Raw genomic sequence first — 11833 nt, 5'->3', positions numbered from 1 at the left:
AAACAGATACGAAATGATTAAGTTTGATGAATTAGCAATTGGAGATATCCCGGCTATTGTAGCTATGATGGAAGAGTTTTATGCCATCGATGGGTACGATATCGACCGCAAGACAACGATTGATAATTTTGATCTTTTTGTTAATAACCCTCAACTTGGACAAGCTTGGTTGATTCGCAAAGGAGAAGATATTTTGGGTTATATGATCGTCGCTTATTTCTTTAGTTTTGAATTCAAAGGAAGAGTCGGGCTTCTCGATGAACTTTTTGTGGGCGAAAAAGCCCGGGGGATGGGGCTTGGAAAATTGGCCGTCGATTTTGTAACTTCCTACCTGGAATCAAAGAATTGTAAAATGATCTTGCTGGAAGTCGAGGAACATAACGAGCGGGCCATTCATCTGTATAAGAAAAATGGTTTTGCTTTTCACCCGCGCAAATTTATGCGTAAACACATCAATTAGAGAAATTTCATAAACTGAATGGAGTACGAAATCATTAGACTTTCAAATGGAATCCGTGTGGTATTCCAATATCAAAATTTGCCGGTAACCCATGTGTGTATGGTCATCAATGCGGGGTCAAGGGACGAATCGGAGGGTAAATTTGGGGTTGCTCATTTTATTGAACATCTTTTATTTAAGCGAACAGAGAAACGTTCAACGCAGCAGATTATCGATCATCTGGAGTCTGTCGGTGGTGACCTGAATGCTTATACCACAAAAGAATATACCTGTGTTCATGCCTCCATATTGCAACCATATCTCCACCGGGCGCTGGATTTATTTGAGGATATTTTCTTTCATTCTACTTTTCCCGAGGTGGAGATGGACAAAGAAAAATCGGTTATCGTTGATGAAATGGCTTCTTATTTGGATAGCCCGGAAGAATCCATCGTCGACGATTTTGAAGATCTCGTGTTTAAAGGCTCTGGTTTAGGACACAATATATTGGGACTTGAAGATCAGCTTTTAGCCTTGCAAAGGAATGATATCACAGACTTTATGCGCTCAAACTACGATACGCATGAGATGGTGATCGGTATCACAGGTAATTACAGTCTACGAGAGGTCGAGAAATTGTTGCATAAGGTCTTTGGAGAAATAGAGCAACATGCAATTTCACGTTCCAGAAATGATGTAAAACCAATTACAGCGCTGCAACTTGAGGTCCCCAAGCCCATTAATCAGGTGCATTATATGCTCGGATCATTGGCTTACGACTACCGTGATGAGCGCAAAACCGGCCTGTTGCTTTTGAATAATATGTTGGGCGGGATGGGAATGGGGTCGATTCTTAACCTCTCCATCCGGGAAAAATACGGGATTGCCTATACCATCGAATCCAATTACACGATTTTTTCAGATACAGGATTATTTAGCATCTATCTGGGAACCGATGAGGAAAAGGTTGAAAAAGCTAAAAGACTCGTATTTAAAGAGCTACATAAACTGTGTGAGCAGCCACTTTCCGAAATCAAATTGAAGAAGGCAAAGCAGAAATTTATTGGCCAAATTGCCCTGACGGAAGAAAATAGAATGAGTATGATTATTTCGGCGGCAAAGAATGTGATGGATTATGACCGCGTTATCTTATTGAATGAAGTGATCGAGAAAATACAACATTTAGATCGTACAAACCTTTTGGCGATTGCACAGGATGTATTTGATCCCCGGAAGATGTTGTCGTTGAGTTTTGTTCCGGAAGATTAATATTTGATAGAATTCTATATATTTGCGATTACAGTAATTCTTAAATATGAAACCGAGCTTGCAAGCTCTTATCAGCCATTAAAGAAAAAATATAACAGATGAAAACAGCATATGTATTTCCTGGTCAAGGAGCCCAATTTGTTGGGATGGGGCAAGACCTGTATAATTTAAATGAAGAAACAAAAGCTTTATTCGAGAAAGCAAATGATATTTTGGGATTTCGTATCACGGATATTATGTTTTCCGGTACGGATGAAGAATTGAAACAGACCAATGTTACGCAGCCTGCGATTTTTTTGCATTCTGTTATTTTGGCGAAAGCATTAGGCGACTCTTTTCAGCCAGACATGGTTGCAGGACATTCCTTGGGTGAGTTTTCGGCATTGGTTGCGGCGGGTGCTTTAAGTTTCGAAGATGGATTGAAATTGGTGTCCCAGCGTGCAAATGCCATGCAAAAAGCTTGTGAATTGCAACCTTCAACAATGGCGGCAATTTTAGGATTGGAGGACGCCATCGTAGAAGAGATTTGTGCTAAAGTGGATGATGTTGTTGTCGCGGCAAACTACAATTGTCCGGGACAATTGGTGATCTCAGGATCAATTGAAGGTGTCGATAAAGCCTGTGCCTTATTGACTGAGGCTGGAGCGAAGAGGGCACTAAAATTAAATGTTGGTGGTGCATTCCATTCTCCACTGATGGAATCCGCTAAAGTAGAATTGCAGACAGCGATTGAAGCTACGGATATTCTATCTCCGAGATGTCCAATTTATCAGAATATTGATGCGCAGCCACAAACGGAACCTGCTATTATTAAGCAAAATTTGATCGCACAGTTGACTGGGGCTGTTCGTTGGACACAGACTGTACAAAATATGCTCGCCGATGGTGCCACAGCATTTGTGGAAGTTGGTCCGGGAAATGTCTTACAAGGTTTAGTTAAAAAAGTGGATCGTCAGATACCAACTTCGGCAGCTTCTGTAACAGCTTAATAATTTTCTAGCTAAAACATATAAAGGGCCGATTATTCGGTCCTTTCTTGTATTTAAATCCCATAATGCGCTCTTCACAAAAAACAAATTATGGGTACATCTCCATTTGCCTTCTAATGGGAGCTGTGTGCTGCTAATTCAATTATACACCTACAAAAGATGTAATACTTGACTAATATCGGTTGCATTAACCAAGTAAGTGCAGAACTTAAGAGGGTATTCAGGTCTATTTATCCTTAAACATGCTATAGTGATCTTTCATGACTTGTAGAACGAAATCATTCGGGGTCATCTTTTCGGGATGTTTCACCTCCATAATTGTTTCTAAACGTTGAACTAAGGCGGTCAGTATGCCTACATCCCGTCTATCAAATGCAGTTTGATAGACATCTTTGATCGCATTGGCGTCTTTGTCGCTTAACTTGATGACCTGAGGAAACAAAATAGGATGATTTTCAAAAGTTTCCTCATAAATGGTATCGCTGAGCTTCAGACTGGGTTTCAAACTAATGACAGATGTTTCTCCGGCAATATCCCCAATACGCTGACCATGTTTGGAGAGCACAATTGAGGTAATTGCAATGCCGCCCATTGTCATCCATATATCGACGATTGATAAGGTCCAGCGGGATAGGTATTGATAAAAATCAGCGCGTGAACCATCAAGCTTCACCACTTTAATTTTCATAATCTTTTTACCAATAGTTTGTCCGCCGAATGCTGTTTCAGCAATTAAGGTATAAAAAAATGCGGGTAATGTCATTCCCATTATAATACCATAGAAAAGATAGGGGTCGCTGCTTGTGATATTTAATGCATCCAACAGAAACATACAAAAGAAAAAGTAACAGACAATAATAAAGTAATCAATGGCAAATGCGATCATCCTCGAACCTAGGCTAGCAAGATTATACTGGATTTTTACATTTTGTGCTGTGTTTATCTCAAGCTTATTCATATATTTGGTTTAGCCAGTTAAAAAAATTAATGAGAGAAGCATCATTTGTAGAACGAAATAAAGAAAAATGGACGTTAATTGAAAATAATTTGTCAATTAACATACAGGTAGATCCAGATGAATTGGCATCGAACTATATTGAGCTAACAAATGATCTTGCTTATGCGCAGACATTTTATCCCAATAGTAAGGTACGAAATTATTTAAATGAACTTGCTGTAACTGCACATCAAAAAATCTACAAGGATCGAAAGGCTTCCAATAGTAGATTCAAGTCTTTTATCAACGAGGAGATTCCACAGGCAATTTGGTCAATTCGTAGGCAGCTTTTTTATTCCCTATTGATTTTTGTTCTTGCATCAGCGATTGGCTTCCTTTCGGCGATGTACGATATAGATTTTATTCGGCTTATTTTGGGAGATTTTTATGTAGATTCCACCATAGAGAGCATTAAAGCAGGCGATCCTGCTGCAGTTTATGGTAAAGGAAGTAGTTTTGGATCAGCGATCTGGATTACAATCAATAATGTCCGTGTGGCTTTTATGGCTTTTGCTTTTGGGCTGTTTTTGAGTATCGGTACGGGCTATATATTGTTTAGCAATGGCATTATGTTGGGGGCATTCCATCAGATGTTTTTCCAATATGGTGTGATGGGGAAGGCTATGTCTGCGATATGGATCCATGGCACGATTGAAATTTCTGTGATTGTTGTCGCTGGAGGCTGTGGGCTTGCAATCGGAAATAGCATTTTGTTTCCCAAATCTTATACCCGGATGGCTTCTTTTGTTCAGACAGCAAAGACATCCATGAAGGTATTGGTCAGCACGATACCATTTTTTATCGTCGCCGGTACATTAGAAGGTTTTGTAACAAGATATTATAACGTATCTGTTTGGTTCAGTATATTCATCATACTCCTGTCATTGCTGGCAATACTATTTTTTTATGTTATTAACCCCTATCGGTTAGCAAAACGATATCAATGGAAGTAGATTTTGAATTTCAGAAAGAACGAAAGATAGGCGATTTTGTCCAGAGCTTTATTGATCTTTTTAAATTGATCTATAAACATTTTGTGACGACCATATTTGGGCTGTCTGCATTACCGCTAGCAGCAATAGCATTGGTATATTATTTCCTTTCTACAAAAATTACGTTCTCTGCACACAGTAGTTCATTTGAAGATATTGATGGATTTACCTGGGCTGCATTACTGATCATGGCTCTAATTGCGCTGGGATTATATGTATATGGAATTTCTATCGAATACTTTATTCTGCTGAAAGAACGTAAAAACACATTGTTCACAGGAAAGGAGGTCTTACGAAATTTTAGGGCAAATATAGGTAAGTATTTTATGTTCTTATTTGCGATGATCTTGGCTTTGATCGTTGTTTTTATACCACTCGCCATCGTTGCTGTAATCTCGGCATTTATCCCGTTTATCGGAAGCTTTGCAATTGGTATATTAATGTCAATGGTCGGAATTTGGTTATTTAGTTCGTTTTTATTTTATCGTGAAGGTTATTCAGATTTGGGAAGCTGTTTTACAGATGCTTATGTTATGCTGAGCAAAAAATTGATCCAATATGGTGTAGCGGCTTATATTGTCAATTTTATTTTCCAGATGGCTGTTATGATGATCTCTGTAATTCCTTTAATAATTGTTTCGCTGATATCTTATAATTTTTTGGGGATGGAAGCGGCCTTCTTTGATTCATCCTGGGGGAAATTACTGATGACCTTGGGCGGGATGTTTATTACTCTATTTACGTTATTTTTATATATGTCCGGTGTCTTGGCCAATGGGATAATTTACGAAACGGCCAAGGACCTCAAATTCGGGGAACGTATTTATGGGATGATTGATCAGATTGGAGGTGGAAATGAATAGGCTACTATTTGTTTTTTTCTTTGTATACATGCTTTCATTGAGCGCCTGTGATCCAAAACCGCGTGAGACAGATTCAGAAAGATATTCTGCAGATTCGGTGACTGTAGATTCTGTTGCATCCCTTTTGGATTCTGCTATGGTGGATTCCGTTGCGATGGCTAAAGCAGCGGATAGAAAAGATGACCTTTGGGATCCGCATTTATTTGATTCTATTCCTAAATATAGCCAAGAACGCGCTTTTAAGATGGATCCCTATCCGGAAATTATCAAACGATATGAGCGTGATGATTTTGTGTATTCTGAGAATATCAAAGATAAAATAAGTGTATTGCAACGTATCTTACAACGTATTTCGGAATGGCTCGGGGATATCATGCCGGATAATCCATATAAATTTAACAAAGAATTTGGTTATGTATTTGCCTTCCTGGCGTTAATAGCGCTGGCTTTTATGCTCTATAAGATATTATACAATAAAAACCAGTATTTCATTAAACATGAGTATGAAGCAGACGCTTTGGATACATTGGCGTATGTGGAAAGAAATTTGATGAACAGCGATCTCAGTCAGTATATTAGGGATGCTGTCGCGCAGAAAAATTATGCGCTGGGAATTCGTTACCTACAATTATTGAATATTCAAAAGTTGGCACAAGCAGGTTATATCAAATGGAAGCATAGTAAAACAAATGCAGAATTTGCGAATGAGCTCCAAGATAAGGATTTGCGTGTGGGCTTCGAGGAATGTACCCGGGTATTTGACTACGTCTGGTTTGGACAATTTGAATTAAAAGAGTCCGACTTTAGTCATTATGAACAACTGTTTAACCAATATCAAAATCAAATTAAATGAAAGGATCAGTAAAATTTGGATTGATATTGCTGGGAGCTGTTTTGCTACTGATTGGCGTCATTGATATGACGAGCAAGAAACCAATAATTTGGGATCGAACTTTCGATGCAAAAGATAAAAATCCTTTTGGAGCCTATGTGCTCCGGCAGGAATTAAAGTATATAATTGATCAGCGCAATGTAGATGTCAAGCGCCCGCTCTATGAATACCTGGATAGTACAGAGGGAACTGCAATGAATCTGCTGTTTTATACCTCGTATTTTTCCTTGGGTGAAGCAGCCAGCAATAAATTACTTGACTATGTGTCTCAAGGGGGGAAAGCAATGATTATCGCTGAAACGATTGACTATACTCTTTTGGATTCCCTAAACATAAAAGTGGAGGATTTCTATGGTTACAAGAAAGGTGTTGATATTAAAAGTCATTTAAGAGTGAAGCTGGCCAATGAGAATATTAAAATTCATTATGCTAAATCGGACTTAAGCGAGGTGTTTAGTAAATTGCCAAAAAATGCGACTATTTTAGGGGGAATTACTTATCAAGATTATTTATTACCTAATTTCGTCGAAGTGAGCGTTGGTAAAGGTCGACTTTATCTACATTTGACTCCCGATTTATTTGGCAATTATTATTTACTGAACTCCGCTTCTCAATATGCTTATGCTGCCAAAGCATTATCATATTTAAACGATAAACCGATTGCCTGGTATGATTTCAAGGCGAATATGGATCAATATCGTACTCCATTGCGGGTTTTATTGACCAATGAAGGATTACGACAAGCTTGGTATGTGCTGTTGGGGGGACTTATTCTTTTACTTGTGTTTAAGAGTAAAAGAGAACAGCGTGCGGTGGCGATTGTCAAACCGGAGCCGAATCTTTCCAAAGAATTTTGTGAAACAATTGCGACTTTATATTATGAAAACGGCACGCCGGGCAATATGGTTGATAAAAAAATAGATTATTTTCTGCACGACCTTCGGAGCCGTTTTCATATGGATACACTGGAGTTAAGAGAAAACGGGTTCTGTGAAGAATTGGCTGAGCGGTCAGGTGTTCCACTTGCTGAAACACAACAGCTCATTGGGTTAATAATTCGAATGCAGGGAACACAAATGCACGACTTGACCCAATTAAGACAGATCAATGAAATTATAGAAGATTTTAAACATAAAGCAAAAATGATATGAGTGACTTCGATAAATATATATCTTTTGAAAACCGAATTGATATATCGGGTTTATATGAAAAAATGGCTCAGGTAAAGTCGGAGGTAAAAAAAGTTATTGTAGGACAGGATCAATTGATTGATATGTTATTGATTTCGATTTTAGCGTCCGGACACTCTTTAATAGAAGGGTTACCGGGTGTCGCGAAGACTTTATCTGCAAAATTAATTGCCAAAACAATCAGTAGTGACTTTAAACGGATTCAGTTCACCCCAGATTTGATGCCTTCAGATGTGACCGGGTCATCTATTCTGGATCTAAAGAGCAATGAATTTGAATTTCGCAAAGGGCCGATTTTCGCTAATATTGTTTTGATTGACGAGATCAACCGTGCTCCTGCGAAAACGCAGGCCGCGCTTTTTGAAAGTATGGCAGAGCATCAAGTTTCGGTCGATGGAAATACCTATCTCTTGCCTGTTCCATTTATAGTTTTCGCTACGCAAAATCCCATCGAGCATGAAGGAACTTATCGTTTGCCTGAAGCGCAGTTGGATCGTTTTCTATTTAAGATCAATGTGGATTATCCGGAACTTCAGCACGAATTGGAAATTTTGAAGGAGCATCATGCACAAAAAGCATCAAATAAAGAGGATCAAGTTGGCAGTGTGGTTTCGGCGGAAGAGATTTTCTCTTTTCAGCGTCTGATCAAATCAATTTTTGTACATGACGAATTGTTAAATTATATTGCTCAGGTGATCATAAAAACACGTACCAATCCGAGCTTAACTTTGGGGGCTTCGCCGAGGGCTTCTATTGCGCTACTGGAGTCGTCCAAAGCATCTGCGGCGTTGAGCGGACGAGATTTTGTGACACCCGAGGATATTCGAAGAGTGGCTGCTGCGGTATTAGGTCATCGGGTCATGTTGACTCCCGAGCGAGAAATGGAAGGCTTTACAACGACTTATGTGATAGATCAAATCATTAATTCGGTAGAAATTCCAAGATAATGGCGAAAATAAAGCAGCTCTTTCTGACCAATCAGTTTTTCTATTCCTTGTTGGGAATAGCGATGTTCTTTGCAATCTCTTTTTTTATGAGGGGATTGTTTACTGTTGCATGGATTGTGTTTTGGCTGTGGCTGGCGGTATTGATTTTTGATTTCATTGTATTATTCTCCGGCAACGGACGTGTCGAAATTACAAGGATATATCCAGAGAAATTATCCAACGGCGATGAAAATCCGATGAAATTAATGATCAATTCCTTTTATCCATTTCCTGCTTCCATCGAAATCTTGGAAGAATTTCCGATACAGTTGCAGATACGGAACAATGAATTTTTTACGCGTTTGTCCGCATATCAAAGCACTGAAATTTCTTATTTGATGCGACCAACGCAAAGAGGTATATATGAGTTTGGCCGATGTATCACTCTGGTGAAGCGGTTTGGGTTTTTTAAGAGAAGGTTTTTAACCAATCAGGCGCAGCAGATTCCCTGTTATCCATCATATATTCAATTGAGGAAGTATCAGCTTTTGGCGACGAGCAATAGACTTAATGAATTAGGAATAAAGCGTATCCGTCGCATTGGCTCAGCCATGGAGTTTGATCACGTCAGGGAATATGTTCAGGGGGATGATTATCGTCATATGAACTGGAAGGCTACAGCGAAGGTCAAAAAGTTAATGGTCAATCAATATGAAGAGGAAAAATCACAACCGATCTATTCATTTATAGATTTGGGGCGCGCTATGCGAATGCCTTTTGATGGGCTCACATTACTGGATTATGCAATCAATGCATCATTAGTTCTTTCAAATGCGACAATATTAAAACAGGACCGAGCCGGATTGTTGACTTTTTCGAAAGATGTGAATGTGTTTATACCTGCTGAAAAGAGAAATAACCAAATGCTCAAGATTTCGGAAGCGCTATATCAAGTGACTACAAACTTTGAGGAACCTGAATATGGCAAACTTTATAGCTATGCAAATGCTCATATCAATAAGCGCTCGCTGATCTTTCTCTATACTAATTTTGAGACACTAGACTCCTTGAGAAGGCAAATGAATTACCTTTCCATGCTAAACCGGAGCCATATCATTGTTGTTATTGTCTTCAAAAATGTTGAAGTAGAAAATTTAGCCAAAAGCGCTCCGAAAAAGACCATCGAAATCTATAACCAGATCATTGCAGAGAAATTTATCTACGAGAAACAGCTTATTGTGCAAGAGCTCATCCGCAATGGATTTCAAACGATCTATACTGCACCCGAAAATTTAACGATCAACTCAGTCAATAAATATTTGGAGATAAAAGCACGCGGGCTTATTTAATGATGGAAGTATCTTTGACCATGACTTTCGTCCAAAAATGCTGATATTTTTCGATTGCTTTCAGGTGAATCGGGTGTGTTTCGTATATAGTGATATCTTTAAGGTCCTTGAATGTGACAATCAATGTATAGTCAAAGCTATTATCAACAACTGCTCGCGCATTTGTCGGTGCTGGAATGCCATAATTGAGTGTTTTGATCGTGTCAATTTTGCGGAGTTCTTCAAAGAAACCGACAAAATCCTTTTTATCTTTTTCACTGATATCTTTCTTCAGCCAAAAATTAACAACATGAATAATTGTATTGGGGGGCAGGTCATTATCTGACTGCGTTGGATTTGCCCATGTGGGTGCGGTGACGAGCACCATAGGTGCAAATAAAAAATTGCGTCTTTTCATTGATGATACGGTTTAGAACCATTAAGGTACAAAAAAAGAGATACATTTCTTGCATCTCTTTTTTATTTTATTAGCTAGTCCTTTATAGACCGAACTCTTCTTTTACTTTTTCGATATAGTCCAATTTTTCCCAAGTGAATAATTCGACCTCGATTTGTTTCTTTTCTCCCGTGGAACTTTCAAATTCTTTCGTTACTTTTCTTGGAGTTCGTCCCATGTGACCGTAAGCTGCAGTCTCTGAATAGATTGGATTTCTTAAACCAAGACGAGTTTCGATACCATAAGGAGTCATATCAAATAGATGAGCTATTTTATCAGCAATCTGACCGTCTGTGAGATTTACTTTGCTTGTTCCATAGGTGTTCACATAAATACCCATTGGGTCTTTTACGCCAATTGCGTAAGAGATCTGAACAAGGATTTCATCTGCTACACCCGCCGCAACGAGATTTTTGGCAATATGACGGGTAGCATATGCCGCTGAGCGATCCACTTTTGACGGATCTTTTCCTGAAAAGGCACCGCCACCATGGGCACCTTTACCTCCGTACGTATCAACAATGATCTTCCGGCCAGTAAGCCCTGTATCGCCATGCGGCCCCCCGATAACAAACTTACCTGTGGGATTGATATGAAATTTAATCTCATCATTGAATAACAGCTGAAGCTCCGGCTTCAGTTGTGCCTTTACGCGAGGGATTAAGATTGTTTTGATATCCTGCGTAATCTTGTCCAACATGACCGGTTCGGTGGCGAAGTCATCATGTTGTGTAGAAATGACAATGGTGTCAATTCTTTTTGGTTTGTGGTCATCACCATATTCCAGGGTTACTTGTGACTTCGCATCCGGACGTAGATACTGTATTTCATTGTTTTCCCGACGCAGTTCTGCTAGCTCATATAAAAGGCGGTGGGAAAGATCCAAGGCTAAGGGCATGAAGTTGTCCGTTTCATTGTTGGCATAACCAAACATGATGCCTTGATCACCAGCCCCCTGCTCTTGTCTTGTTTTGCGGTCCACGCCCTGATTGATATCTGCAGATTGCTCATGGATTGCGGATAATACACCACAAGAATTTGCTTCAAACATATATTCAGACTTTGTGTAGCCAATTCTTTGAATAACAGAGCGGGCTATTTTCTGCACATCTAAGTAGATGTTCGATTTAACTTCACCAGCGAGAACGACCTGTCCAGTCGTTACCAAAGTCTCAATAGCAACACGTGAATCTTCATCCCATGCTAAAAAATTGTCTATTAATGCATCTGAAATTTGATCCGCAACTTTGTCTGGATGCCCTTCAGAAACAGATTCTGACGTAAATAAATAAGCCATGCCTTACGTAATTTTAATATTGGATTTGCGCTAGAAATGAAATAACAGCAAAGTGATAAGAGCCGTGATAGCGAAGGGTTTTTAGCACTTTTTTACTGTGGTTGCAATCTCCTTGTCGTTGCTTGTGTAGGCAACAGCACGCAAATCAGTCCACATTCTATTTTTTGTTGCGACAAAGCTACAATACTTTGTGG

General features: G+C 39.1%; 12 protein-coding genes. 9 read left to right on the top strand and 3 right to left on the bottom strand.

Annotated elements, in window-relative coordinates; genetic code table 11:
- Positions 1 to 13: 13 nt before the first annotated feature.
- The 3 genes from ABTV71_RS27760 (at position 14) to fabD (ending at position 2697) form a co-directional block, all read left to right on the top strand.
- The gene (locus tag ABTV71_RS27760; protein WP_433901771.1) at positions 14 to 460 is read left to right on the top strand and encodes a GNAT family N-acetyltransferase; all 447 of its coding nucleotides are present in this window, start codon (positions 14 to 16) and stop codon (positions 458 to 460) included.
- Between the two features lie 18 nt (positions 461 to 478).
- Positions 479 to 1708, top strand: a complete 1230-nt coding sequence (locus ABTV71_RS27755) for a M16 family metallopeptidase (RefSeq protein ID WP_121121150.1) — start codon at positions 479 to 481, stop codon at positions 1706 to 1708.
- Positions 1709 to 1806: 98 nt separating this feature from the next.
- Positions 1807 to 2697: an ACP S-malonyltransferase gene (gene fabD, locus ABTV71_RS27750; RefSeq protein WP_121121147.1), complete on the top strand. Its 891-nt coding sequence runs from the start codon at positions 1807 to 1809 to the stop codon at positions 2695 to 2697.
- Positions 2698 to 2923: 226 nt separating this feature from the next.
- Here the strand turns inward: fabD and ABTV71_RS27745 are convergent, their stop codons facing one another.
- Positions 2924 to 3655: an RDD family protein gene (locus tag ABTV71_RS27745; RefSeq protein ID WP_433901770.1), complete on the bottom strand. Its 732-nt coding sequence runs from the start codon at positions 3653 to 3655 to the stop codon at positions 2924 to 2926.
- A gap of 29 nt (positions 3656 to 3684) precedes the next feature.
- Here ABTV71_RS27745 and ABTV71_RS27740 point away from each other — a divergent pair, with 29 nt between their 5' ends.
- Genes ABTV71_RS27740 through ABTV71_RS27715 form a run of 6 tightly spaced genes read left to right on the top strand, consistent with a single transcriptional unit; the run spans position 3685 to position 9906 of the window.
- Entirely contained in the window at positions 3685 to 4647 is a 963-nt protein-coding gene (locus ABTV71_RS27740) for a stage II sporulation protein M (RefSeq protein WP_121121143.1), read from the top strand.
- The gene (locus ABTV71_RS27735) at positions 4638 to 5549 is read left to right on the top strand and encodes an ABC transporter permease (RefSeq protein WP_433901769.1); all 912 of its coding nucleotides are present in this window, start codon (positions 4638 to 4640) and stop codon (positions 5547 to 5549) included. Before ABTV71_RS27740 ends, ABTV71_RS27735 begins: the two co-directional genes overlap by 10 nt.
- Entirely contained in the window at positions 5542 to 6402 is an 861-nt protein-coding gene (locus ABTV71_RS27730; RefSeq protein WP_433901768.1) for a DUF4129 domain-containing protein, read from the top strand. Before ABTV71_RS27735 ends, ABTV71_RS27730 begins: the two co-directional genes overlap by 8 nt.
- Positions 6399 to 7592 (top strand): DUF4350 domain-containing protein, encoded by a 1194-nt coding sequence (locus ABTV71_RS27725; RefSeq protein WP_433901767.1) that lies wholly within the window; start codon positions 6399 to 6401, stop codon positions 7590 to 7592. The genes ABTV71_RS27730 and ABTV71_RS27725 overlap by 4 nt, the downstream gene beginning before the upstream one ends.
- Positions 7589 to 8578: an AAA family ATPase gene (locus ABTV71_RS27720; RefSeq protein WP_433901766.1), complete on the top strand. Its 990-nt coding sequence runs from the start codon at positions 7589 to 7591 to the stop codon at positions 8576 to 8578. The genes ABTV71_RS27725 and ABTV71_RS27720 overlap by 4 nt, the downstream gene beginning before the upstream one ends.
- A complete protein-coding gene (locus tag ABTV71_RS27715; protein WP_433901765.1) occupies positions 8578 to 9906 on the top strand; it encodes a DUF58 domain-containing protein in 1329 nt (442 codons plus the stop codon). Before ABTV71_RS27720 ends, ABTV71_RS27715 begins: the two co-directional genes overlap by 1 nt.
- On the opposite strand, the gene ABTV71_RS27710 is transcribed toward ABTV71_RS27715, so the two are convergent.
- Both ABTV71_RS27710 and metK read right to left on the bottom strand, forming a co-directional pair.
- On the bottom strand, positions 9899 to 10303 hold the full coding sequence (locus ABTV71_RS27710) for a Dabb family protein (RefSeq protein WP_220700006.1): 405 nt from the start codon (positions 10301 to 10303) through the stop codon (positions 9899 to 9901). The two genes, ABTV71_RS27715 and ABTV71_RS27710, sit on opposite strands and share 8 nt — an antisense overlap.
- Positions 10304 to 10385: 82 nt before the next feature.
- Positions 10386 to 11639: a methionine adenosyltransferase gene (metK, locus tag ABTV71_RS27705; protein ID WP_121121133.1), complete on the bottom strand. Its 1254-nt coding sequence runs from the start codon at positions 11637 to 11639 to the stop codon at positions 10386 to 10388.
- Positions 11640 to 11833: the final 194 nt, after the last annotated feature.

The sequence above is a fragment of the Sphingobacterium puteale genome (assembly GCF_050986225.1).
GTDB classification, from domain to species: Bacteria; Bacteroidota; Bacteroidia; order Sphingobacteriales; family Sphingobacteriaceae; genus Sphingobacterium; species Sphingobacterium puteale.
The sequence above is the reverse complement of the archived record's forward strand: the minus strand, read 5'-3'. Positions and strand labels throughout refer to the sequence as shown.